Here is a 23,240-nt window from a genome sequence, read left to right as displayed (position 1 = left end):
ATCGCGGCTCACGAGTCAATCGCGTTTGAGTATGCGCGATGAGCTCCGAATGCCAGCGCGGCACGGATTCGGCAACGTCATATGGCGCATTCATGTTCTTAGTCGTCGCCCAGCGCTCCATTTTGACGTGAGAGCAATCGTATGTCGGGAACAGGGTTGTCTTCGCGGTCGGTACAAGCCCGCCGCATGATGGTCTTCGCAGGCAAGGTCTTCCTATGTTCTGCGCGCAGTCTCTGGGAGCTGCCGCCAACTTCACGGAATGGCCAGACCTACGTCCACGACAGGGACGCCTTGTCGCGCCAGAAAGGTGATGCGCGGAGAGTAATCGGCTGTCAGACCTTCATTAATGCGTTGGTGCCGGCTGAAGGATTGAAGGTTTCTCCCGTCTTGAGCATGGTATGCATGATAACCGCGAGTTTGCGGGCGACGGCCACAGCCGCCCGCTTAAAGCCAAGCCGCTCGCGCAGCTTAAGTCCCCAATTCTTGAGACTGCTCTCAGTTCTGGCACTGGTTCTCGTCAGCAGCGCTGTCGCCGCTTCGTAAAGCAGCCCGCGCAGCCGGTTGTCGCCTCTGCGTGAGATATGGCCGTCATAATCGACTTCGCCCGACTGATAGCGGCGGGTGGTCAGCCCGAGCCAGGCGCCAACCGAGCGCGAAGTTCGGAAGTTTTCCGGATCCTCGATGGCGGCGATGTAAGAGACCGCCGTAATGGCGCCGATACCTGGAACTGTCATCAACAACTTCGTAGCCGGGCTCTGCCGCGCCGCTGCAATGAGCTGACGGTCAAGAATGGCCGCACGCTTGCGAATATTGTGCCACGCATCAAGCAAGGGCAAAATGATCTGCGCCAGAGAAGTTTGCCTCTCCAGGAGCTCTCGAACATGGGTATCAAAAACCCGACCTGTGCCTTTGGGTACGATAAGGCCGAAGGTCTTCATGACACCGCGGATCTGATTGCCGAGTTGGGTTGAGAGATTCAGGAGCTGATTGCGGGCCGCCACCAACGCGCGGGTCAGCATAGCGTCAAACGACTTGACCCGAACCGCTTTGTAGAAGCCGGCTTCTGCGAGCTGCGCCAGACCATCGGCATCATTGGCATCGGTCTTGTTGAGTGTCTCGTTCAATACCTTTTGCGCGTGCCGCGCTTCAATGCAGATCGCCGGAGCCCCTTCGGCCGTCAGGGCATGATAGAACCACGTCGACAGCGGCCCCGTTTCGAAGACGACGCGCCTGGCGTGCGGCGCGTGCTTGCGGATAAGCTCGGCCAGAAGCGTTGGGTCCGAAGGGCACTTTCCCCGCCAGATCCGCTTGCCGTCCTCCCGAACCGAGATTGCTGTGTCTTTCAATGAAACATCAAGCCCAATATACTGGTCCATGGTTGCTCTCCATCTGATGTTGGGCCCGGTTTCCCATCGTGAGCCCGTTTCACCATCTTATCGGGAGCAACCACCCCCGGTAGCATCTGCTTGGGGCGGTCGCGCCGCGATTACCCCATGTTCTGCATGAAGTGGCTTGATCATTGATGCGCAGCGATGATCCTTTCGCGAGTCTGAGGTGCCAGGACCATGCTGTGAAAAGCCGAATGCTACACCAGATCTTGCTTTTTTGGCCGTTTGCGAAGAATGGGGGCGACGTATTGCGTCCTCAAAACAGACTGCAAAAGTTGTCAGCTGACAAAAACGGACATTTTTACAAGTGAATCAAAGCGTTAGTCCTAAGTTATTTCCGTTTGCGGTTGAAGGAAGGTTTTCGGTCTCGAGGAGGGATCGCCTGTTTGTCGGACGCGAGGCGTAAAGTTGTTGGTAATGCACTTTGCAGCCAGGCAGACGATCGCGATTCAGGGCTTGCGACGTGGGTGACCTCCGAGCCGAACCAGGAGGACGCGTTTCGTCATTCTGCCAGAATGACCGTCGAACACTTCCAATAGAGCATTAGTGATCGCTTGACCCAGCGCATTTCCTGCGGCGCCGATCACAGCGTCGTCCATGTCGCAGGCATGAGGCAGCGTCGTCAGCACGTCCGGGGTGACGGCCCTCTTGCTCTTGCGTTGTCGCGTCCGGGTGCTGGCGCGCATGTGTAGGGCGGATTTGAGCGACGGCGCGCCGAAATCATCCGTCAGGCCACGCCAACGGGTGAGTATCAACCGGCTCGTTAGCCGTCGTTGCACCGTGCCGGGGCGTGCGGTCCCGTAGCCTTGAGCAGGCGCTCGGCACGCAATCCGGCCTCGACGGCCGCCGGAATGCCATGGGCGCCGGATCGTCGGCGCGCTTGCCCGGATCCCAGAGGTGGTAGGCAAAGAATTTCAGTGCTTCCGGCGCCGGCCAGGGGAGGGGGAGCCGGTCGCGAGCCGACGCCAGGCCTCGAGATAGCCGAGGTCGGAGGCGAGCGCCCGCAGTGTATTCTCGCCCATGCCTTCGCCGGCGAGGTGTTTGAGCCGTTGCGACGTCGTCGGTCAGCAGCGCGGCGAGCTGGTCGCGCTCGTCGAACGGCAGGATGGCGTAGCGTGCATCAAGCTCTTCGGCGCGCCGGGCCCTCGAGGCGGCAGGCGCAGGCACGAGAAGACGAATATTCATGACGACCGCCTCAAAAGGGCGTGCCCTGAGCCATCCTACCCCCGGGCACACCCGGTGACGGCTTCCCGCGCGTTCCCGCGCCCATGACGATCATGAGAGCGTAGGATTCTCGCCCCCCAGCAATGCCATCGCCGTCGCCCGCGACTAATAATTCTATTAGTCGCGCACAACGGGCGAACAGGACATGTTGGGTCGGCAGGCCGAGACGGCAGTTTACCGCCTCCGGAATTTCGACGATTCACTGGCATGAGCACTCCCCATGAAATCCACCCTCGAGCATTTGCCGGAAGACAAGCAGCGGGAGCTCGCCCGCGTCGTCGAGATCATTCACGAGGAGTTTTCCGATGCGCTCGAGGGCAGCTCCACTGCTTTCAAGAAGCGCGGGCGGATCCTGAAGATCATTCTGTTCGGCTCCTATGCCCGCGACACCTTCGTCGACGATCCGCACACGATGAAGGGCTATACCTCGGACTTCGATATTCTCGTCCTCGTCAGCAACCGCAAGCTCGCCGAGCCGCAATACTGGGACAGGGCCAGCGACCGGTTGAAGTGGGACAAGGCCATATCGCCGCTGGTCGGGCTGATCGTGCACGGTGCGAGAGAGGTCAACAACTACCTCGCGGAGGGACGGTTTTTCTTCGTCGATATCCTGCGCGAGGGGATTGTGCTATACGAACTCGACGAGCGGCCGCTCGCGGAACCGAAGGCGCTTGGTCCGGGCGATGCTCTCAAGATGGCAAGGGAGCATTTCGACAGGCAACACAGCAGCGCCCAACGGTTCCTTGAGCTTAGCCGTGTGGCAATCTCCCGCAACTGGGATATTCACGCGGCGTTCCTGCTCCACCAAGCCGTTGAGGCAGCTTATCCCGCTCTGCTACTGACCCTGACGAACCACAGCCCTCCCTCGCATAACCTGACGTTCCTGCGCGGTCTGGCCGAAGACCGAGACCGGCGGCTCGTGGAGGCTTGGCCGCGCGAACAGCACCTCCACACCGTCTGGTTCAAAGTTCTCAATGAGGCCTATGTAAAGGCTCGCTATTCCCACCATTTTGAGATCTCGGAGGAGGCGCTGTGCTGGCTGATGGAGCGCGCCAACGTCCTGCTTCGCCTTGTCGAAAGCATTTGCCGCCAGCGGCTAGCGATACTCGAACGGGCAGCGGGTCGGGCAGACTGATCTGTACGTGGGACAGATTAGGTGGCGCGGTGAGCATGATCCTCGAACGAGTTCCTCGCCCAAGCGACCACGTTCAGGACGAACGCATCGAGGTCGGCCTGCGCGGGCGGCGTAACCGCGCCGGTGAACGTGGGGGCGATCACCCGTGCCTCGGGGAAGGCAGGCAGCGAGAGCATCCCCGTGTCGCGCGTCGGCTTCGAGAGCGACTCTGGCACGTAGCCCACGCCCTGCGACGACGAGTTCAGCCACCAGAGCGAACCCTTTGCGGCGCTCTGCGGAAAGCGCGCCTTTGCAAGCTCGGTCGCCTTATGAACCAGGCTCTCAGGAGCGAACCAGCCCGAGGCGGCGGGCCCCGTCCAGCAGTGACCTGACCGATGAAGGTTGCCATTTGCGCCCACCTCGTGGCGGGCGCTCATGCATCTGGTCCAATTGGGCGGCAATGTCGCGGAGCGACAAATCGGGATCGGCAATGGCGATCCCCGCAACCAGCCGCATCAGGTGATCCTCAGGCGGCCGGCGCGGCGATCGGGCAAGCAGTGCTGATTCCGCGAGCTTTTCGCGCACCAATCGATGCACCGCCCGGCGCAAGCGTTCGACCGTCCAATCGAGGCCCCTCCGATTGAGGATCCGCACAACATTGTCCCAACTGTGCTGTGGTCGGAGCCGACGTACGGTAGGCAGCCATGTCTGCGCCGACGAAATCAGCTCATCCAGGTAGCCCCGCTCGCGTGCTACAGAGATCGCACGGACCGCCTCTGGTCGGCGTTCCCGAAGCCCGGGATTGCCGGCGAGCCGGCCGCGGGCCTTGGCGGCTTTCATGCCGGCCTTCGTGCGCTCCGCGATCAGCGCGCGCTCAAGCTGGGCAACGGCGCCGAGCACCTGCAACGAAAACATTCCCTGCGGCGTGGAGGTATCGATCGGATCGCGCAGAGAGCGAAAATGCACGCCGCGCTTCTCCAAATTCTCGATGACGTCAAGCAGGTGGCTGACGGAGCGGGCGAGGCGGTCGAGGCGGACGACAACAAGGACGTCACCGGCGGTGAGATCCTTCAGCAGCTTTATTAGAACCGGCCTTGCGCGGGATGCGCCGGATCCGTGTTCCTGATGGATGCGATGGCAGCCGGCCGCGCGCAACTCGTCGACCTGGGCGTCGTTGAGCTGATCGTCCGTCGAAACGCGGGCATATCCGATCAGCCTTTGCGGCAGGGGAGGGGGACTGAGGGTCGCAGCTTTCGCCATCGGATTTTATTGGCCGTCCAACGTGTTTTGTACAGATAGGAAATGCGTCAGAAAACGTTCCTTTGCAAGCGTGTTTTATGAACAGAATGGAAGGCCGTACAGCGCAAAATCTGGTCCGCAATGGGCGTCGGGCCGTTGAAGGTCGGGAAACCCCGCCAGCGGTCTTCTGTGGCCGAAACCCGATAAAACGGCTGTTATGACAGGGACCCAATGCGGCCCTTGGGTTTTAGGCGGGCTGAGATGGACAAATAGCCGGGGGCCAGCTCCGCGGTCGGCCGCTCGGGTGTGGCTTTTAGTTACCGATTTCAATTGAAGCGCTAAGCTGAAAATTCGATGCGGAATTTTGACCTAACGGCTTCACGAACGGGGAAGGGTACTCACCACCCCAATGTTTTGGTGAGGCTCACGCGGACGCGGTCGCGCCGGAAGAGCCGCCCCCGATTTCGACCTCATGCCAGTCGGTCTTGGGCCGACGGCCGCCGCACCAACCGATCAACAACAACGTCGCAAGTAAGCTGCCACAGTGCAGCGCCTCCAGCATGGCGACCAAGTCTTCTGGTAGAATTAGCTTTCGCTCCGGCGCGGCCGCACGAAAAACGCTCAAATGCTGCCGTTGGCTGCCTGCTCGCTTTCGTATTCCAGCACCCGCGCCGCTTCGGGTATCATGGTCAGCCACTCCGGGCCGACGCGCTCGATGGCCTCAGCCAATGTGTAGTTCATATCGGCAAGCCAGTCGGGTCGATTGAGGACCAGGGCGGCGGCCAATTTCTCGCCCGTTGACAGGACCCCAAAGCCCCCGTTTTTGGCATCGCGCGCCTTGGTGATTATGTGCTCCAATTCGCGATTGGTCATGATCGCTCCCCTGCGCAATTCTGCGCGAAAATTTCATGCGATGTGTTGTAGCTTAACGTTGTCTGCCGGAGAACCACCGCTGTGTCCTTTTATGGCTTCCAGTCGCGCGGGGAGGGGGGACTTTTTTCAAAGTCCGGACGCTTTGGTGAGGTTGACGCGGAAGCGGTCGCGCCGCCGCTGATATTTGCGCGTCATTTCCGCGCTGGCGTGGCCGAGCTGCTTCTGGACGTAACGCTCGTCGACTTCGGCCGAGGAGGCGAGGCCGGCACGCAGCGAATGGCCGGAGAATTTCTCGGCCCGATCATCCTCGCTAAGGTCTCCGCGAACACCGGCGGCAAGTGCCGCCTTTTTGACGAGACGTGCCACCTCCCGGTCATTCAATCGGTCGGGCCCGACGTCCTTGCCCTGGCCCCGGACCCTGCGGAAGAGTGGACCTTTGGCGATCCGGGCGAACTTGATCCAGGTCTCGACGGCGACGACCGGACAGGTAGTGTCCGCGGAGCCGCGGCCGATCTCGACCTCGCGCCAGCCGGTCTTGCCGCGCAGGGTGACGAGCAGGCCCTTGTCGAGGATCTCGATCCAGCCCCGGCCGTCTTCCGTCTGATCGCGGCCGAGGTCAAGTCCGACGATCTCAGAGCGGCGCAGGCCGCCCGCAAAGCCGACGAGCAGCATCGCGCGGTCGCGCAGACCCCTCAATGTGCCGCGATCGAGAGTCTCGATCATGGCGATCAAGTCTTCCGGAAACACGGCTTCCTTCTGTCGGGGAGGGGCGGCGTGGGTGTTGCGGATGCCGGCGAGCACTGTGGCGACGTGCCGATCTTTGCGGTCCAGCGGCGTGCCGCGCTGCGCGTAGTTCCAGGACAGCGAAGAGAGTCGGCGTTCGATTGTCGTGACCGAGTTGGGCTTGCGGTCGGCCGTTGCGGCGCCTGACGCGCAGGCGGTTATATAGAGGCCGACGACCTGGGGATCCGGGGGGAGGGGAGTAAGGTTCTGCCGGCGGCACCAGGCGGTAAAATGCTTCCAGTCGGAGGCGTAGGCCCTGCGGGTGTTGGCGGAGCTGGCGGCCTCGACGTAACCGCGGGCCCGATCGGCGAGGCGCTCGAGGTGCGCCGGCAGGGCGGCGTTCGCTTCCGGAACAGGGGAGGGGAGTGCGGTGCCACCAGGGTTCGTGTCGACCGTTACACCACCCGGCTGGGAGAGATCGACTTTTTGCGGTTCCGAGCTCGTCGCTGAGCCGCTCACGCCGGTGTCTCCCACGGATTGATCACGGAAGCGTCCGTGTCTTCAAAATCCTTGACGTTGCGCGTGACGAGGATCAGGTCGTGGACGACCGCAGTCGCGGCGAGGAGCCCGTCAATATCGCCACGCGGTCGGATCGCGGCGATGCGGCCCCATTCGACGGCGATCTGGTCGGTCACCGGCAGGATACGGTCGCCGTGGTCGTGGCGCAGCTTGCGCAGCCATTCGGCGAGGTGAGCGGCGGCCTTCGGATCCGACTTCTGTTTCAGCGCAATGCCGCGCATGATTTCGCCGAGGGTCAGCGCGCTCAGATGGATGCTGAGCGGGTCGACCGAGCGCAGCCAGGCAACCGCCTGCGGCGCGCCGCGTCGCGCCTCCGAGACGATGTTGGTGTCAACCAGATACATTAGAAGGCCACGTCGCGGCTTGGCGTCTTGGCGCGCGCCTCGACCGCATCGGCGAGCTCATCGTCCCAAGGGGGACCGCCGAGCAGATCGTCGACCAGCGTCGGTCGGCCGGCGCGCAGAGCGTCATAGTCGTGGGCGGACAGCACTACGGCCGTGCGCTCGCCACGCAGCGTGACGATCTGCGGCCCCTCGTGTCGCGCCTTCTGCACCACTTTCGAGAAGTGGTTCTTGGCGTCCTGCAGCTGCCATTCCATTGTTTTGCTCCAAACTCGCTAGACTGGCTAGCTATATACACCTGCTTCCCAACCAGTGAAAGCGCAAATTTCCACCGATCGAGGCTGATTTCGGCTTGATTCGGTGGATCCTTCTATAGAAGAAAGAAAACGCCCGATAACGCAAGATTATCGGACATAAGTGTTTGACGACGGGATGTGCGGTTTGCGTCGAAATTGATGGCACAAACCGCACGACTCCGGTAAGCTTGTTGACATGGATTCGCTCGCGCTCCCCCCGATATCGTCGACCGTGCGGCCCGCTCAGCTGCCGGGCTGGGCAATGCCGCGCGGCCGCGATCTCACGGAAGCGGACGCCGCCTTTGCCGCCGGCATCGCCTTGAAATCCCTCGATGATCTCGTTCGGACAGAACCGCACTGGGCCGGCTGCTGGCGATCCCGTCAGGCGCTGAAATGCGCCGCGGCCGCTGTTCGCCTGATGGGCCGAAACGAGCACGAACCGGCTTTGCGCGATGCCGTGCTGCTGACCGCTGCGGGCGACGATCCTGGCCCGGCCGGAAGGGTGTTTTTGGCCTACAGAAGGCTGAGCGGCCGAAAACCCGGCATTTCTTCGAAGGGCGTCGCCGAATTGGCTGATCTGCTCGGTCTGTCCTGGGATGACCGGCTGGCGGCGGCCGTCGATCATGCCGACAATGCCCGGCAGTCCGGTCGCGCCGCGCCCTTTGCCGCGGCGGACCTGGTGAGCGCCATCCACGCCGCCCGTCCGGATGCCGAGCCGCTCGCCTGGGCACTCGCCGATGCCCTGGTCGCCTCCATGCTGAAATGGCCGGCTCCCGTACCGCTGCTGATGGGAGAACGCTACGGGCCGGCCTTCCGAACGATCGGGGCCCGGGGACGTGTCCATCCCGGCGAGGTCGCTTTCCCGCGCACTGTCTGTCTGGCTCTGGTCGAAGGCACTGGTGCTGCGCTGCGGTCGGCCGGCGAGATTGCCCGGCGCGCGGAAAAGCTTCTTGTCGTCGCGCCGAAGGTCCGCACCAAGGGTGCCGAGAACGTCGTCCGCAAGTTGCTCGACGAGGATGCCGTGCCAGTCTCCGCGCCCGGCTCCAACCTCTCGCGCTGGGCGAGCACGCGTCTGTTTGAGCGGCTGGAGGGGGCTGGCGCCGTGTGTGAACTGTCCGGCCGGCCATCGTTCCGGATATACGGGTTGTGACGATGACCGGAGCGACTGCAGCAAAGTCATCGCGTAGCAAGACGAAGTCAGTGGGAGAGGTCCTGTTCGATCGCGAGCTGGAGGACCTGCCGCCGGAGCTTCGCTGGCGCGAATGGATGCTGCGCGTCGAGGCCGTGATCTTCGCCTCGGCCGAACCGGTCACCCGCGAGGCCTTGGTACGTGTGGTCGGCCGGGCCTGCAGCATCGATCTCGTGATCGACGACTTGCGGGAGGAACTGCGCACACGACCCTATGACATCGTCGCGGTTGCCGGCGGCTGGCAGCATCGCACCCGCGCGGCATATGGACCGGTAATCCGAGCTTCCGCCGCCCCGACCCGCTCTGGGGCGGCAAGCCTCTCCGAACACGAAGCGGCCGTGCTGATGGCAGTCGCCTATCTGCAGCCGGTCACGCGCGGGGAGTTGTCGAAAATCTTCGGTAAGGAAGTAAGCCGCGACACGATAGGGTCGCTTCGCGACGCCGGGTTCCTCGGCTCCGGACCACGTAGCCCCACACCTGGCGCGCCCTACACGTATGTGACGACCAAGCATTTTTTGTCGGTGTTCGGCCTCGAGACGCTGCGCGACCTACCCGATCTCGAGCGGTTGGAGGACGCGGGGCTGCTCAGCCGGCAGGCGCTTGAGCAGGACGCGACCGCTGAGCCTGAGAGCCAAGCGTTGGAGGGTGAATGAGTTTCTAGTGGTGAAAACCTGACGCTTGATACCCGGGTCGATTCCGACCCGAAGTGGGCGTTCCCGACGGTCGGTCGGAAGATCCGGATTGCCCGCCATCACCCACCTTTCCGGGGTCAGAACAAGAACCGCACCGTTCCAGTTTGAGTCTGTAATCCTCGCCGATCATCTGCGTGAATGTCCTGATCTTGCCAACGACCTCCATTCGCGCCACTCTCGGCTAGCCGGTCATCTTCTGGATGTCGGATGAAGGTCGAAACTCTCAACCTGAACGAAGGCCAAGCGATGAGCAGCACAAGGGACCGTCAGGAAGGCTTCGAAAAGAAGTTCGCGATGGACGAGGAGTTGAAGTTCAAGGCGATGGCGCGGCGCAACAAGCTGCTTGGCCTGTGGGCCGCTGAAAAGCTCGGTAAAACCGGCGGGGACGCCGACGCCTATGCGAAGGAGGTGGTCAGCGCGGACTTCGAAGAAGCAGGGGACAACGATGTGCTCCGCAAGGTGCGCGCAGATTTCGACGCGGCTGGCGTCGCCCAGTCCGATCAACAGATTCGCGTCGTCATGGACGAACTGCTGGCGACCGCTGTCGACCAGATCAGGGACACCTGACTGCCACTGAGTTCTGACAGAAAAACCACCGACTGCGATCTCGGACTGGGATGTCCAATCCGCCGGCTTGGTGCTTCTAATAACCGCGGGCCGTGAAGAGGACGCTCGCGAGCGGGCTCGCAAGGGTATCACCAATCCCGGCAATTCCGGACCTTCGGTGGGATCGCCACGAAGATCGTCGAGCGTCGGTCCGCGTTCTCCGCGCAGGCTGTTGAAGCTTCTCCCAACCCTCTTGTCGATATCTCTAAGCGCCATACCTCTCAAAGAATACTCTAATATGAGAGGCAACGATGAAACACGAACCACGCGAACGATTGCAAACAGTTGCCGACGTCCACGCAGACATGCAGGGCCGGGCGATGACGCGAGGTGAACGCCTTGCGCACTGGGCAGAGCTTTTGGAGAAAGCACCTGATCAGCGTCTCAGCACACTTTGGGAAACCGAGTATCAGCCGGCATGGGCGCGTGACGCGATGAGAAGCGCAGGTTCGCCGATCACGGTCGCATTTGAGGATCCGCTGCTTCGTGCGGAGGGCCTTCAGGATGATACCTATGGCGAGGCGAAGCGTTTCTTCGAATTGACCGATTGGGAGTTGCACCAGCTTGTTTGCAGCTGCCATTCCGGTGGGACGGTGCGGGCCGAGGCGGCTGCCCGATGTGTCCGCGAGATACTAGAACCCCGCCCCAGTCTGTTCGCCATGCTATTGAATGCGCTGCTGATTGTTGGATCCTCTAGATCCCATGCCGCTTGAGTCCGATCAGGGACTTTCTGGCAGGCGGTACCGGGCACCACGGTGACAGTCGAAAGCGGCATCGACCACTTTTCCGAGCATCCACGCATGACGGGAGCTGGCTCTGTGATCCCTGGCAGTCTCATCTGGAACGCACCGGTCCTTCGAAGAGCCCCAGATCATCGCGGCTGAAGGTCGCCAAGTGCCAGCAGACGACAGCGGTCGCTGCATCGAGCGTCTGATAAGTCAGCCTGTCCGGACTGTCGATCCTGCGCAGAGCCTCATGATCGATGACGCCGGACCTGATAACTCGAGCTGCTCTGTCGCGGTCGCCACCGAATGCATCCTCGACGAGCTCGTGCGTGAGAATAATACCTTTGCGGGGGCCGCCACCGCCTTCGTTACGGGCCAATAGGATCATGGCGGCGCCGAGCTTATCGGTGGTTTCCTGGTCAGCCAGGATTTTCGAACGATGACATGGTATTTCTCCGACGAGGTGTACATACCCCCAGCAACTTTCTCGACGCATGGCAGATGGATGACCTAACCCACCCTTTGGCCGTCTATTGACGCTGGGTCGGGTCTGGCCAAAGTGCCCGTACATCCTGGGGCAGACTTTCACGGATCTTGCGGACTTCGCCGGGATCAAGGTGGTGCGACAGCACGTGAAATACCGTTTGCACCGCCTCCTTGGCATCGACCGGCCGGCTGAACGCGAGTTCCTCTTTCACCCGGCCAAGGAACTCGTCCAGGGTCCGCGACTGTACCGGCTGTTTGGAGGGCTCGTATTGATCGTAATAGGTCCCCCGCACGAGCAGCGGCAGTTGCGCGGAAAGATGAGCCGATAGGTCGGCGGACAAGCGATCGCGCAGGGTGTGAAGAACAGCGCTCAGGATATGCCATGCGCGCTGACGATCCGGCCCCTGGTGTTCCATGATTTCATCGAGCCAGATATGCGTGGTCTGGAGCGTCTTGTCGAAGACGGCGACACCGGAATCACTCATGATGCTCTCCTGAATTTGATGTGATGACGGCCGAACCGCAAGGAAGCGCCGATTTTCCAGTGTCCGGACCTTTCTCGAGGCCGTCGTGTTGGCCCGTCTAAAAGATCTAAGCGGCCTTCACCATTGAGCGCAGAGCGGCTGCACGTCGGACTTCTCGCAGCACTCCAGCAAAGTGGCCAATTCCGAACTTCGACTGGGCGACTACGCGGGATTGGCGAGCCAGCTATCGCCGGCGGCGATCGCCATGACCTGTGCCTTGGAGACCATCGGCACGGCGTCGAAGTCAAAGCTGTCGAGCGTCTTTCCCGGTGGCAATCGCGCCTCGGCGAGATGGCGTTCGATGCGGCGGCGATCGCGTTCGGCCAGTTCGTGCTCGGCGATCACCGACAGGAACCGGGCCGCTGGCCACCCTTCCTTGTCGGCCCGCTCGGCGAAGTCCGGCCAAAGGACCTTGATGGCCGGCAGGTGGACCTCATTGAGCAGCGTGCTGAGCGCGGCGGCGTCGATGGCAGGGGCGTTTCTCATGCGGCGTCCTCCAGATGACGCGCGTCGATCAGGGCCTCATAGCCCTGGAGGGAGGCGAGACGAACGTTGACGGTGGGCAACTGTGCCGGATCGGGCGCGAAGAAAGTCCTCAGCGCGACGATGTCCGGCAGTTCGCCCGCATCGAGTGTTTTAGCGAGCCGCTCTGCCAGTTCCCGCTCGCAGCCCCGATCGTGGGCCAAGGCCAGGAGCTCGCCGGTGATCTTGCAGGCCTGCTTGTCGGAAAGCCGCTCGAGCAGGGTCTCGAAGGCCCTTCGGTATTCCTGCCGCGGAAACAGCTTGTCGCGATAGACAAGCTGAAGCAGCGCCATCGGCTTTTTGCGCAGCGAATGGAGACATGCCGATAATCGACCACCTGGTCGTGCTTGCCGCTGGCATGCGCACGCCCTCTTTGGAGAGTCATCAGATGCGTGCCGCCGATAAAGAGGTCAAGGCGCTCGTCGTAAAGGCGCACGCGCAGCCGGTGCCCGATGAGCCGTGACGGCACGGTGTAAAAGACCTTGCGCAAGGTGAAGCCGCCGCTGCGCGAGACCCGCACGACAACCTCCTCAAAATCGCTGGTGCGCGTTCCCGGCAACGGCTGCAGCGCCGCCCGCTCGGCGTCGATGCGCTTGCCATAGCGGGCATTACGACGGCTGACGATCTCATCGATGAAGCCGCGATAGGCAGCGAGATCGTCGAAGTCCCGGGTGCCGCGCAGCAACAGGGCATCGCGGATCGCATTCTTGAGGTAGCCATGCGGGCTCTCAATCGCACCGTTCTCGTGGGCAATGCCCTTGTTGTTGCGGGTCGGCGTCATCCGGTAGTGCGCGCAAAGCTCTGCGTAGCGCCGCGTCTGGTCCTCCTTGGCATCGGCATCGAGATTGCGGAAGGCCGCCGACAGGCTGTCGCTGCGATGGTAAAGCGGCGCGCCGCCAAGGAACCAGAGAGCGTTCTGTAGCCCTACGGCCAGCGCCACGAAGCTTTCGCCACCGAGGACGACGTGGGCGTGTTCGACGGAATAGGCGAGCCGGTAGTGATAAAGCAGGTGATCGAGCCGCTGGCCTGCGATCGTGATCCCCAGTTCGTTCATGTTGGTGAAGTCGGAAAGCCCCAGTCGGCCGGGCTCATGAACCTGGCGAAAGATGACTTCCTGCTCGTCGCCATTGATGGCCCGCCAGGCACGGATCCGCCGTTCCATTGTCCGGCGAATGCCTTCGCTGAGGTCGGGATGGCGGCGCAACATCTCCTCGAAGACGGCGACCGGACGAATGCCATCCGCCTTCAGCAGCGGCACGACCTCGGCATCGAAGATGTCGGCGAGGGGGTCGGGACGCCGACGGCCGCGCGGCTTCTTCACTTGATGGCAGTTGCGCGTTCTTCTCGATGCGATAGGCCGTTGCTCTGCTGAGCGACGCCTTCGCGGCGGCGACCTCAACCCTGTGCTCTTGTCGTAACTTCATGAAAAGCCTCATCTGGTGATCGGTTATGTGACGACCTGGCACAAGGTGGTTCCCCGTTCTTCGAAGAACCCAACGTACCGGTCGAACCGCAATCACCAGATGAATCGGCGCGGCAGCAGCGGTAGAACTCCGTTCGGGCTACGCCCTCTCTGCGTTCCACCGCTGCTGCCGAGTCTCATCTTGATTGACGCTTCGTCTCATCTTGGTTGTCGCGCTGCAAAGGTCTTCGTTCGACCTCTGGATCGCCAATGCACAACCACGTACGTATACAACTCCCCCAGCCTTGCTCAACCAAGCTTTGGTCGGAGTCGTCCTTATCAGCGTCTTGGGCGACGGCTGGAGCTGGAGCGGTCATTACAATGGCCAACGCCGTGGCGGCAAGTATCGTTGGTGGCCAGTGAGACCGCAATTTTATCAGGAGCCTCGAGCGCCCCGCAGCGTCTTTTTCTGAGGTAGGCATTTTTCGTTTTCCTTTTGGATCATCACGGATTTGAAGAGGATCTGGTGTTATGTGCCATTGGGAGAGCCGGCGAATCGGCCGATATTCATGTGGTCGAGTCATAAGTTCTCCTGAATGTTGTTTTACGAGAACCCTTATGGCGGCCCTAGCTGACCTGAAAGCTGCAGGCGGTCTGCAGGATGGCGATCCTGTCTGCCGATCGCAGCGAGATCCAACGGAGCTGGGGCGTCCCACGGGATGCGCAGCCTGTATTGCGTTCGGGCGAATGTCATGTGAACTCCTGGGCTAAAGACCGCGCGACGGGGCACGTCGGAACACGTATCATGGCTATGAATATGCAATTTGCATGCCACCAAACGGGTTGCGAGCAGCGACCGCAAATCGGCGGAGTCGCCCCCTGGCCGGCTTGATCCTAACCCCTAGGATGTCTGGATCTGAACACAGATTGTCGTCAATCGGACTCGGACAAAATGCTGTGACCAGCTTTGGCACCGGCTGACGCCAGAGTCCTCCAAGGCCGGCTCGGTAGCGCTTGCCATAGTTTACGATCGCACCGCGGTTCAGACGGACGTAGGTCAGGAGCTGCAACCCGAGATTATGAAGCCGTGCGATCGAGAACTCGCCTTTCAGTTCCCCTGTTTTGTATATTAAAGTTCCACTGTCGCGAGAGCGGCCTCGGCCTCCGCGAACAGCCGCGCCTCGTCGAGCCCGATGAATTCACCCCTGGCCCAGACAATGCGGCCGTTGATCATGGTCATGTCGGTCGGCATGCCGATGCCCACTTTGGCAATCAGGCTCAGCGGATCATGCCGTGTGCCGACGAAGTCCATCCGCCGTGTGTCGATTGCAAATAGGTCGGCGGCCATGCCGCGGGCGAGCCGACCGATGTCGCGGCGGCCTAGGAGGGCGGCACCACCGGCCGTGGCATAGTCGAGGAAATCGACCGGGGGCGGGACGGGATGCGCGCGCGTCGACGCTTTCAGGCACTGCAGCATGTAGGCGGAGTGCACGCAGTGCATCAGGTTTGAATTGTCGTTCGAGGCAGCTCCGTCACAGCCGAGACCCACCCGGAGACCGAAGGCCGACATGGCCGGAATATCCGTCACCTCGGCGCCGACCAGATAGACTGGCTCGGGGCAGTGAGCGACACCGGTTCCACTCGCGGCCATCGTTCGCAGTTCGTCATGGGTCAGTTCCCAGCAATGGGCATAGAAGGTATCGGGGCCGGCAAATCCGAGCTCCGCGCAGTAATCCACCGTCCGCATGCCGTGCCGGGCCTCGACGACCGGGCTCTCGCCTTCGCCCACATGCGTGTGCAGTTGCACGCCGCGATCGCGCGCCAGCGCCGCCGACTCGACGAAAGTCTCACGGTAGCAGTTGACCGGTTGGCACGGCGCGACGACGACCTGCCGCATGCTGAAGGGGTCGGCATCATGATAGGTGTCGATCAGGCGCGCGCAGTCGGCGATGAACTCGTCCGTCGTTTCCAGCATGGCGTCCGGAATGGTCGAGCCTTCGGATTTCGGCAGCGTGTTGCCGCCACGCCCCGCATGGAAGCGCATGCCCAAAAGGTCAGCGGCCTCGAACTGCCGGTCAATCAGCCGTTTGCCGGCGTGCTGCGGGAAGCAGTACTGGTGGTCGAACGCCGTGGTGCAGCCGTGCTTGACCAACTCGGCCATTGCCGTGAGCGAGGCATGGTAGAAGCAGTCCTCGGTCAGCCGCGAGAAGATCGGATAGATAAGCCTTTCCGGCCGCGCCACTGGACGAGCATTGCTGCCGGATAAAAGAATCGGGAGCGCAGGAACGGCCTGGGTCTGCTTCATGATCTCGGTTTCGCCGCGTCGCTTGGCGCGCTTCTGCAGGTCGATGTCTTCGAGACGGGCTTTGATCGTTCGGCGATGGGGCGGTTTGAGGCCGACCGACATGCAGTTCGTTTGCACATCCCGGACCAACTGCGAAAGTGCCGGACGGTTTCGCGTCAGGTAGTACCTGTTGATCGTCGTGCGGATGATCTCTTCCCGCCTGTCATCCAGCGCCCGGTGGCCCTCTGGTCCCCGCTTGCGGTCCACCAGCGACATGACCGTCCCACCGGTCCGAAACAGCTTGATAAGGCGGTACGCGGTTGCCCGACTGGTTTCGAGCTCGGTCGCAAGCAGTGTCACATCTGCGGTTGTCATTTTGCCAGGCCGATGCTTCAGGAATTCCCGAACCGCTTCTGCGCGCCGGCACGCTTCATCCCAAAGCGCTTCGTCGACCTCGTCAGGAAATGGGCCAGTCACCGCAGAAACACCGTCGATTATCTCGACCGCCTGATTCTCACATTAAGTGCCAAAATCCAAGCCTATTCTCATGTGTGGAGCGGCCGTTTGTTGCAAGAGAGAAAATCTGTGATGCCGCTCTGGTCGGGTGCAAGCCATGTGTCCGGCCTTCGCAAGGCGGCGCATATGGCCGCAGGCCCTGATGAAGTCCGCGGATCGGGTTCCAATCAAATTAGCGCGCTCGATGCGCCTTGAGAATCTCGGATGTATCCAATCCCCGGTTCGACCGGTTTGCCATCACATCTCATCACCCCTCGCTACCTACCGTCCAGCGTTCCTATTCGAGTTTGCTAAACGGAAGATTCGATTATGCAGCACCAACGTGAGCGGTATAGGCGTGGTTGCGCGCCAGCAATGCCCAGGCAATACGCGCTGTCTTGTTGGCCAGGGCCACCGAGACCAGCCGGGCCGGCTTGCGGGTGAGCAGCTTGGCCGCCCAATTTTTGCTGGCACTGTCCTGCCGTGCTCGACGGATCACCGCCGTGGCGCCGATAACAAGCAGGCGCCGAATGTAACTATCGCCCTGTTTGCTGATGCCGATAAGTTCTCGCGTGCCGACTTCAATTGGGATGGCGAGGGAGATCGCTACATCTGCCCGGCGGGCAAGGAGCTGGTTCAGTTCCGCCGCACCTACGCGACACCCCGATCCGGCATTACCAGTGCGGGCACCCGGCTCTATCGGGCCAGCAAGAAAGACTGCGACGGTTGCGACCTCAAACAGCGCTGCTGCCCGAATGCAGTTGCTCGCAAAGTCCCTCGTGATCTCAATGAGGATGCCCGTGACGTCGCCAGAGCCATTGCCGGCACGCCCGATTAAGAGCGTTCACGGCATTGTCGCAAGAAGGTCGAGATGCTCTTCGCTCACCTCAAGCGCATCCTGCGGATGGCCAGGTTGAGACTGCGCGGTCCATGTGGTGCACGCGACGAATTCCTGCTCGCCGCCACAGCCCAAAACCTCAGGAGGCTGGCAAAGCTGCGATCTCCACGCCTGCCAACCGCCGCCATGGCTACCTAATGGCCTGCGGCTTGGAGCCTCCGGCCGTATCCGGGGCAGAGCCTTCTTCCCACCCACCCTGAAAACCTCGCGCCGAGCGTCGCGGATGCTCAAACTCCGAGTTTTTCAACGATATCCGCCGTGATTGTTGCAAATATCGAGAGGAGCGTTCCGGCATTGTCCGAGGCGAGAGCTTTGCTCGACCGGTTCCAGACGATGACCCGTACGAGAAATGTGTCAGTTGGCCCCGTGGATCGGCGATGCCAGATCGAGTTTGGTCGCCTCATTCGGGAACGGCGTTGTCAAAGACATCGATGCCGTTCGCAACGCCATCGAATTGTCATGGTCAAGCGGCCAGGTCGAGGGTCAGATCAACAAGTTGAAGCTTGTGAAAAGGCAAATGTACGGACGGGCGAAAATTGATCTCCTCGAAGCCCGCCTTATCGGACTGTCGTGATCAAACGTCATCGAAAATACGTCTGACCCAAAGTTCGACGCCGATTAACAGCCGAACCGGCTCCAGCGCCGACGGTCAAGACATCAGCTTCCATCCCCGGCCTGTTGCCGAGCCAGCATGAGGAAGTTTCGGGCTGTTGCCGAGCGATTGTCCTTCCGGATCGCAAGGCTGATCGGCGCCCGCGGCGCCTCGCCCTCGATGGGAAGGTAGACGATGCCGTCGGCCCGAATCTGCTCAAGAGATTGTGGCACAACCGACACGCCGAAGCCCGCCGCGACGAGATGGACGATAGAGGAGATCTGCGGCGCCTCCTGTCCGAGCGTCGGGCTAAAGCCGGCACGCTGGCAACTCGCGATAATGCTGTCATAGAGACCGGGGCCGATGGTGCGGGGAAATAGGATGAATATCTCTTGTGCGAGCGTGACGAGCGATTGGGCACCACTGCCAGCCTGGCGATGATCGGCGGGCAGCACTATTCGCATCGGCTCTTCGATAAGCGGCAGCAGCGTTATTCCTTCGCCATCGCTCAGGGGCGGCCGGACGAAGGCGATGTCAAGAGAGCCATTCCGCAATGCTTCGATGAGGTTCGGTGTGTTACTCTGCGCCGGCGTCAGCAGCACCTCCGGATAGAGTTTCCGATAAGCTTGGATAAGACCGGGAATGAGAGGTTGGAAATAGGTTGCGCCCGCAAAACCGACGCGTACGCGACCCGTTTCGCCGCGCGCCCGGCTTTGGACGTTCGCCTTCATCCGTTCGACTTGTTCCAGGATGCCGCGCGCTTCATCGAGCAATAGCGCCCCGGCCTCCGTGAGCTCCGCTCCGCGCGTCAGACGGCGAAAGAGCGGGATCCCCAGCTCCCGCTCGAGCTGGCGGATTTGCAGGCTCAGCGGCGGCTGCTTGATGCCCAGCCGGTCGGCCGCTCGGGTGAAATGCCGTTCCTCAGCGACGGCGACGAAATAGCGAAGGTGCCTCAGATCCATTTTCGCCTCATACCGGAAAAGTATCAAAGTTGACCAACCCATATATTGGACCAACGATCATCCAACGTCTAGATTCCTCTCATGGAAGAACGGCCACCCCGTCGTCACGGAAAAGGAGCAAACATCATGCGGACCGTTGCAGAACAATTCGCCGAGACCCTCGCGACATCAGGCGTGAAGCGGATTTACGGAATCGTCGGCGATAGCCTGAACGGCTTGACGGATGCCATCCGCCGGCAGGGCAAGATCGATTGGATCCACGTCCGGCATGAAGAAGTCGCCGCCTTCGCGGCGGGCGCCGAGGCTCACCTCACGGGCACTCTCGCCGTCTGCGCCGGAAGCTGCGGACCCGGCAACCTGCATCTCATCAATGGCCTTTTCGATTGCCATCGTTCGCGTGTGCCGGTGCTGGCGATCGCTGCACATATTCCCTCCGCGGAAATTGGATCGGGTTACTTCCAGGAGACGCATCCGGAAAACCTTTTCCGCGAATGCAGCCACTATTGCGAACTGGTCTCCAGCCCGCGCCAGATGCCCCGCACGCTCGAAACAGCAATTCGCGAGGCGGTGACCAAGCGCGGGGTGTCGGTCGTGGTGATCCCCGGCGACGTTGCCCTGCAGGCAGCGGAACCGGCTCCCCAACCGAAACCGGCGGCGCTGCTGCCGCCTCCGCCGGTCGTCACGCCTGCGCGCAGCACGATCGAAGACCTAGCCTCGTTGCTGAACTCCGTCCAGCGGGTGACGATCCTGTGCGGCTCCGGCTGCGAAGGGGCGCACGAGCCGCTGATTGCGCTCGGCGAACGTCTCAAGGCCCCCATGGTGCACAGCATGCGCGGCAAGGAACACGTCGAGTGGGACAACCCTTATGACGTCGGAATGACCGGGCTGATCGGCTTTTCGTCGGGCTACTACGCCATGCTGGATTGCGACGTCCTGCTGATGCTCGGCACGGATTTTCCATACCGTCAGTTCTATCCCAAGGATGCGGGCGTACGCATCGCGCAGATCGATATCCGGGGGGAACAGATCGGGAGGCGCTGCGCCGTGGACCTGGCCGTTGTTGGCGACGTCGGCGCAACGCTTAATGAACTGCTCCCGCTGCTAGATGAGAAGGATGACGGCGGCCGTCTTGCAAAGGCTCAGCGACACTATGCGCAGGCACGGGCAGAGCTTGACCGCCTGGCGGCGGAGGGCAAGCCGGGCAGGGGCCTTATCCACCCGCAGCAGATCACCAAGGCGATCAGCGACCAGGCGGCAAGTGACGCCGTCTTCACCTGCGATGTCGGCCTGCCCACGGTATGGGGCGCGCGCTATCTGGCGATGAATGGCCGGCGGCGGCTGCTCGGATCGTTCTGGCATGGCTCGATGGCCAACGCGATGGCGCAGGCAATCGGCGCCCAGGCGAGCCATCCCGGCCGGCAGATCGTTTCGCTGTCAGGCGATGGCGGTTTCACCATGCTGATGGGCGACCTTATTAGCCTCAAGCAGCTCGACTTGCCGGTGAAGGTGGTCGTCTTCAACAACGGTGCGCTCGGCTTCATCGAGTTGGAGCAAAAGTCCACAGGCTTCCTCGATTTCGGCACCGAACTGAAGAACCCGGATTTCGCGGCAATGGCCGAGGCAATCGGCATCCGCGGCATCCGGCTCGAGGATCCGGCCGAGGTAAACGACGGCATTGCCGCCGCCTTCGCCCATGACGGCCCCGTTCTCATCGACGCCGTCGTCAACCGGACAGAGCTCGCAATGCCGCCCTCCATCACGACGGAAATGGCCAAAGGCTTTTCGCTCTACATGGTGAAGGCGATCATGAATGGGCGCGCCGACGAGGTCATCGATCTCGCCCGCACCAATCTTTGGCGCTGAATGCAGCAGAAGCTGAACGATAAGGCATGACGTCATGGAACAAAAAATCGTACGCGCGCTCGCTTTTATCGCCCGCTGTTCCGCAGCCGCGACAGCCGCTTACGAACTGGCGTCGTTTCTGGGGCTGACCGAGTCGGTACGGGCGGCAATGTCGGCGATGATCGTTTCCCAGGAGCGATTGCACGAAACGCATTCGTCTCTCAGGGGGGCGCATCTTCGGCACGCTGCTCGCGCGTGACTTCCCGGCACTTCGGGTCGCCATGGACCTGTCCGATTATCCTGCTTGCGGTCCAGCCGTCCGTCCCGATCGTCGTCGTCGCACTGCACCGTGGCAGCGAGGTCATACTCGGCGCCCTCGTGGGCTGGGTATTCCACTGGGTGGCCGAAACACTTGTCGATGCGGTCGTTGGCGACGAGCCCGGCCATCAGGAAGCCCGCCGCGCCTATGGCTGGCCCAAGAGACGCATTGGAACGCGCCGGATCGAAGGATGATCGTCATGACCGCTATAGTCGAAGCAGCATCACAACCCACCCTCCTGACGCGAGCCGCGGCGCTGGACACCGTCGCGTTGGCCGCCAAGCTTCTCTTCAAGAACGGGCAGACCAGCGAACGTGTTGTCCTCGCCGTCGAGCGGCTTGGCCACGCTCTCGGCCTGCCACTGACACTGCACCTCTACTGGGGTGAGCTCGTGCTCCAGGTCGAGGGCACGCCCTTTTCCGAAATGGTAGCGGCGATGCCGCTCGGCGTCGACATGGGCAAGGTCCTGGCCGTCATGACGGTCGTGGATGGGGTCTGCGACGGGACGCTGTCTGCCGAAGCTGCACATTCCGCGCTCGAAGCGGCTGGACGACGACCGCCCGCATCGACGTTGCGCTTCGCGCTGTTCGCGGCCGTTGGCGCCGCTTCGCTTGGCGTGATCTTCGGGGCGCTGAGCGCGGCGAGCTTGCTACTGATCGCGGCGAGCGCTGGCATCGGTGCGCTTGCCCGTCGAGAGCTTGCTGGCCTCGGTGACAACCCTCTTATCCAGCCGTTTTGCGCGGCAGTCATCGCCGGCGTCGGAGGCGCTGCTGCTGTGCAATTCCAGCTATCGGAGACGCAGGTGCTGGTCGCCTTTTGTCCCTGCATGGTGCTGGTGCCTGGCCCACATATCCTCAACGGTGCGATCGACCTCGCCCGCGTTCGCATCGCGCTTGGAATCGCACGCCTCGCTTATGCGGCGCTGATCGTCCTGATGATCAGCGCCGGCCTGCTGGCTGGGCTCGCAGCCTGCGACGCAACCCTTCCGGCTGCCGGGCCATCCGTGGCCGTACCGCTCGCCGCCGACGTGATCGCCGCCGGCGTGGCCGTCGCTGGCTTCGGGACCTTCTTGTCAATGCCGTGGCGCCTGCTGCCGTTCCCGATTGCGGTCGGCATGCTGGCGCACGCGGCGCGCTGGGCGCTGATTTCCCTCGCGGGCGCGCACGTCGCGAGCGGAACACTCGTCGCCTGCATACTGGTCGGCATCATCGTCACGCCCGTCGCCGATCGTCTGCACCTGCCCTTTGCCGCGCTCGCCTTCTCAGCGGTCGTCTCGATGATGCCGGGCTTCTTCCTGTTCAGCGCCGCAAGTTCCCTCGTCGAGTTGGTCTCGATCGGGCCGCACGCGCCGGTGGATCTGCTGATAGGGATCGTCACCAACGGGGCCACAGCCTTCCTGATCATTCTGGCAATGACCTTCGGCCTAATCCTGCCGCGCATGCTGTTCGCGCGCTTCCGGTCACTGGCGAGAGGCTCGTCCCACCCCTGACCCAATTCCCCTCCCAACTGACCCAAGGAGATTGCATGCCCACCCCTTCTGATACCGACGGCAAGTTGCTGCGCAATCCGCGAGTGAACAGGGGCTCCGCCTTCAGCAGTACCGAGCGCCGGAGAAGGCCCGCTGCCGCCGGCCTCGCACTCCCTTGAACTGCAATTTGCTCGCCTGCATCAAGAACTCGATGAAGTGGGCAGCGACCTCCAGCGCCACCTGTTGCTAACCGATCTGCAGGTGCAGGAACGAGACGGCCGATCATCGGCTTCAGCACGGTCCCGAAATCGTTCAACCAGCCTGTGAAGCAATGACAGAGATTAACGAACGGCCGATCATCTTCCCGTACTCGGATCCAACGTCACGGTCGGAACGCACGGCGGAGGAAGCCTTGGAAATGGTCTGATTGCCCCGCGATCTTCGCAAGCGGCGGCCC

The 23,240-nt window shown here is 62.0% G+C and carries 22 protein-coding genes and 6 pseudogenes; 13 read left to right on the top strand and 15 right to left on the bottom strand.

All coding sequences use genetic code 11. The features are described 5' to 3' along the window. Positions 1-332: 332 nt before the first annotated feature. Together PYH37_RS32040 and PYH37_RS32035 are read right to left on the bottom strand one after the other, a co-directional pair. Complete coding sequence (locus PYH37_RS32040) at positions 333-1,376, bottom strand: IS110 family RNA-guided transposase (RefSeq protein ID WP_280736482.1); 1,044 nt, start codon at positions 1,374-1,376, stop codon at positions 333-335. Between the two features lie 488 nt (positions 1,377-1,864). After that, positions 1,865-2,573 (bottom strand): annotated as a pseudogene (locus PYH37_RS32035) (integrase); the annotation flags it as partial. A 259-nt stretch (positions 2,574-2,832) separates the two neighbouring features. Here PYH37_RS32035 and PYH37_RS32030 point away from each other — a divergent pair. Continuing rightward, positions 2,833-3,747, top strand: coding sequence for a nucleotidyltransferase and HEPN domain-containing protein (locus tag PYH37_RS32030; protein WP_280736483.1), 915 nt, complete (start codon positions 2,833-2,835; stop codon positions 3,745-3,747). A gap of 17 nt (positions 3,748-3,764) precedes the next feature. Here the strand turns inward: PYH37_RS32030 and PYH37_RS32025 are convergent, their stop codons facing one another. The 6 genes from PYH37_RS32025 to PYH37_RS32000 all read right to left on the bottom strand — a co-directional run bounded on the left by PYH37_RS32025 (position 3,765) and on the right by PYH37_RS32000 (position 7,738). Next, positions 3,765-3,962 carry a hypothetical protein gene (locus tag PYH37_RS32025; RefSeq protein WP_280736711.1) on the bottom strand — a complete coding sequence of 66 codons (198 nt, stop codon included), beginning with the start codon at positions 3,960-3,962 and terminating at the stop codon, positions 3,765-3,767. A gap of 106 nt (positions 3,963-4,068) precedes the next feature. Next, on the bottom strand, positions 4,069-4,986 hold the full coding sequence (locus PYH37_RS32020) for a recombinase family protein (protein WP_280736484.1): 918 nt from the start codon (positions 4,984-4,986) through the stop codon (positions 4,069-4,071). A gap of 600 nt (positions 4,987-5,586) precedes the next feature. Next, positions 5,587-5,838 (bottom strand): hypothetical protein, encoded by a 252-nt coding sequence (locus tag PYH37_RS32015; protein ID WP_280736485.1) that lies wholly within the window; start codon positions 5,836-5,838, stop codon positions 5,587-5,589. Between the two features lie 126 nt (positions 5,839-5,964). After that, positions 5,965-6,954, bottom strand: a complete 990-nt coding sequence (locus PYH37_RS32010; protein ID WP_280736615.1) for a site-specific integrase — start codon at positions 6,952-6,954, stop codon at positions 5,965-5,967. 122 nt (positions 6,955-7,076) lie between these two features. Next, positions 7,077-7,484 (bottom strand): type II toxin-antitoxin system VapC family toxin, encoded by a 408-nt coding sequence (locus tag PYH37_RS32005; RefSeq protein ID WP_280736488.1) that lies wholly within the window; start codon positions 7,482-7,484, stop codon positions 7,077-7,079. Continuing rightward, entirely contained in the window at positions 7,484-7,738 is a 255-nt protein-coding gene (locus PYH37_RS32000) for a type II toxin-antitoxin system Phd/YefM family antitoxin (RefSeq protein ID WP_280736490.1), read from the bottom strand. The genes PYH37_RS32005 and PYH37_RS32000 overlap by 1 nt, the downstream gene beginning before the upstream one ends. A gap of 235 nt (positions 7,739-7,973) precedes the next feature. Here PYH37_RS32000 and PYH37_RS31995 point away from each other — a divergent pair, with 235 nt between their 5' ends. From PYH37_RS31995 to PYH37_RS31980, 4 genes are all read left to right on the top strand, one after another. Then, positions 7,974-8,927, top strand: a complete 954-nt coding sequence (locus PYH37_RS31995; protein WP_280736491.1) for a DUF1403 family protein — start codon at positions 7,974-7,976, stop codon at positions 8,925-8,927. Between the two features lie 2 nt (positions 8,928-8,929). Continuing rightward, positions 8,930-9,619 carry an SMC-Scp complex subunit ScpB gene (gene scpB, locus PYH37_RS31990; protein WP_280663344.1) on the top strand — a complete coding sequence of 230 codons (690 nt, stop codon included), beginning with the start codon at positions 8,930-8,932 and terminating at the stop codon, positions 9,617-9,619. A gap of 285 nt (positions 9,620-9,904) precedes the next feature. After that, positions 9,905-10,225 (top strand): DUF1476 domain-containing protein, encoded by a 321-nt coding sequence (locus tag PYH37_RS31985; RefSeq protein ID WP_280736616.1) that lies wholly within the window; start codon positions 9,905-9,907, stop codon positions 10,223-10,225. A gap of 290 nt (positions 10,226-10,515) precedes the next feature. Continuing rightward, complete coding sequence (locus PYH37_RS31980; RefSeq protein WP_280736492.1) at positions 10,516-10,977, top strand: hypothetical protein; 462 nt, start codon at positions 10,516-10,518, stop codon at positions 10,975-10,977. Between the two features lie 121 nt (positions 10,978-11,098). Here PYH37_RS31980 and PYH37_RS31975 read toward each other — a convergent pair whose 3' ends face one another. The 5 genes and pseudogenes from PYH37_RS31975 to PYH37_RS31955 form a co-directional block, all read right to left on the bottom strand. Continuing rightward, on the bottom strand, positions 11,099-11,377 hold the full coding sequence (locus PYH37_RS31975) for a hypothetical protein (RefSeq protein ID WP_280663341.1): 279 nt from the start codon (positions 11,375-11,377) through the stop codon (positions 11,099-11,101). A gap of 142 nt (positions 11,378-11,519) precedes the next feature. Continuing rightward, entirely contained in the window at positions 11,520-11,960 is a 441-nt protein-coding gene (locus PYH37_RS31970) for a DUF2267 domain-containing protein (protein WP_280663340.1), read from the bottom strand. Between the two features lie 204 nt (positions 11,961-12,164). Further along, positions 12,165-12,485, bottom strand: a pseudogene (locus PYH37_RS31965) (ATP-binding protein); the annotation flags it as partial. Beyond that, positions 12,482-13,987: pseudogene (gene istA / locus PYH37_RS31960) on the bottom strand (IS21 family transposase). The pseudogenes PYH37_RS31965 and istA, both read right to left, overlap by 4 nt. A 1,065-nt stretch (positions 13,988-15,052) precedes the next feature. Further along, positions 15,053-16,582: an amidohydrolase family protein gene (locus PYH37_RS31955; protein ID WP_342394688.1), complete on the bottom strand. Its 1,530-nt coding sequence runs from the start codon at positions 16,580-16,582 to the stop codon at positions 15,053-15,055. Positions 16,583-16,594: 12 nt separating this feature from the next. Between PYH37_RS31955 and PYH37_RS31945 the strand changes: the two genes are divergently transcribed. Next, positions 16,595-16,918, top strand: coding sequence for a hypothetical protein (locus PYH37_RS31945; protein ID WP_280736493.1), 324 nt, complete (start codon positions 16,595-16,597; stop codon positions 16,916-16,918). Between the two features lie 112 nt (positions 16,919-17,030). Here the strand turns inward: PYH37_RS31945 and PYH37_RS31940 are convergent. After that, positions 17,031-17,279: pseudogene (locus PYH37_RS31940) on the bottom strand (IS110 family transposase); the annotation flags it as partial. On the opposite strand from PYH37_RS31940, the pseudogene PYH37_RS31935 reads away from it, so the two are divergent. Continuing rightward, positions 17,268-17,738: pseudogene (locus tag PYH37_RS31935) on the top strand (transposase); the annotation flags it as partial. The pseudogenes PYH37_RS31940 and PYH37_RS31935 overlap by 12 nt on opposite strands. Positions 17,739-17,858: 120 nt before the next feature. Further along, a pseudogene (locus PYH37_RS32715) lies at positions 17,859-18,174 on the top strand (transposase); the annotation flags it as partial. A gap of 83 nt (positions 18,175-18,257) precedes the next feature. On the opposite strand, the gene PYH37_RS31925 reads toward PYH37_RS32715, so the two are convergent. After that, the gene (locus PYH37_RS31925) at positions 18,258-19,154 is read right to left on the bottom strand and encodes a LysR family transcriptional regulator (protein ID WP_280736494.1); all 897 of its coding nucleotides are present in this window, start codon (positions 19,152-19,154) and stop codon (positions 18,258-18,260) included. A gap of 126 nt (positions 19,155-19,280) precedes the next feature. Here PYH37_RS31925 and poxB point away from each other — a divergent pair, with 126 nt between their 5' ends. The 5 genes from poxB (at position 19,281) to PYH37_RS31900 (ending at position 23,210) form a co-directional block, all read left to right on the top strand. Further along, positions 19,281-21,017, top strand: a complete 1,737-nt coding sequence (poxB, locus tag PYH37_RS31920; RefSeq protein ID WP_280736495.1) for a ubiquinone-dependent pyruvate dehydrogenase — start codon at positions 19,281-19,283, stop codon at positions 21,015-21,017. A gap of 34 nt (positions 21,018-21,051) precedes the next feature. After that, positions 21,052-21,255 carry a hypothetical protein gene (locus tag PYH37_RS31915; protein ID WP_280736496.1) on the top strand — a complete coding sequence of 68 codons (204 nt, stop codon included), beginning with the start codon at positions 21,052-21,054 and terminating at the stop codon, positions 21,253-21,255. Further along, positions 21,252-21,509: a hypothetical protein gene (locus PYH37_RS31910; protein ID WP_280736497.1), complete on the top strand. Its 258-nt coding sequence runs from the start codon at positions 21,252-21,254 to the stop codon at positions 21,507-21,509. Before PYH37_RS31915 ends, PYH37_RS31910 begins: the two co-directional genes overlap by 4 nt. A gap of 5 nt (positions 21,510-21,514) precedes the next feature. After that, positions 21,515-22,804, top strand: coding sequence for a threonine/serine exporter family protein (locus PYH37_RS31905; protein ID WP_280663760.1), 1,290 nt, complete (start codon positions 21,515-21,517; stop codon positions 22,802-22,804). Between the two features lie 310 nt (positions 22,805-23,114). Beyond that, positions 23,115-23,210 carry a malic enzyme-like NAD(P)-binding protein gene (locus tag PYH37_RS31900; protein WP_280663759.1) on the top strand — a complete coding sequence of 32 codons (96 nt, stop codon included), beginning with the start codon at positions 23,115-23,117 and terminating at the stop codon, positions 23,208-23,210. Positions 23,211-23,240 lie beyond the last annotated feature (30 nt).

It is taken from the genome of Sinorhizobium numidicum (genome assembly GCF_029892045.1).
GTDB lineage: Bacteria > Pseudomonadota > Alphaproteobacteria > Rhizobiales > Rhizobiaceae > Sinorhizobium > Sinorhizobium numidicum.
The sequence above is the reverse complement of the archived record's forward strand: the minus strand, read 5'-3'. Positions and strand labels throughout refer to the sequence as shown.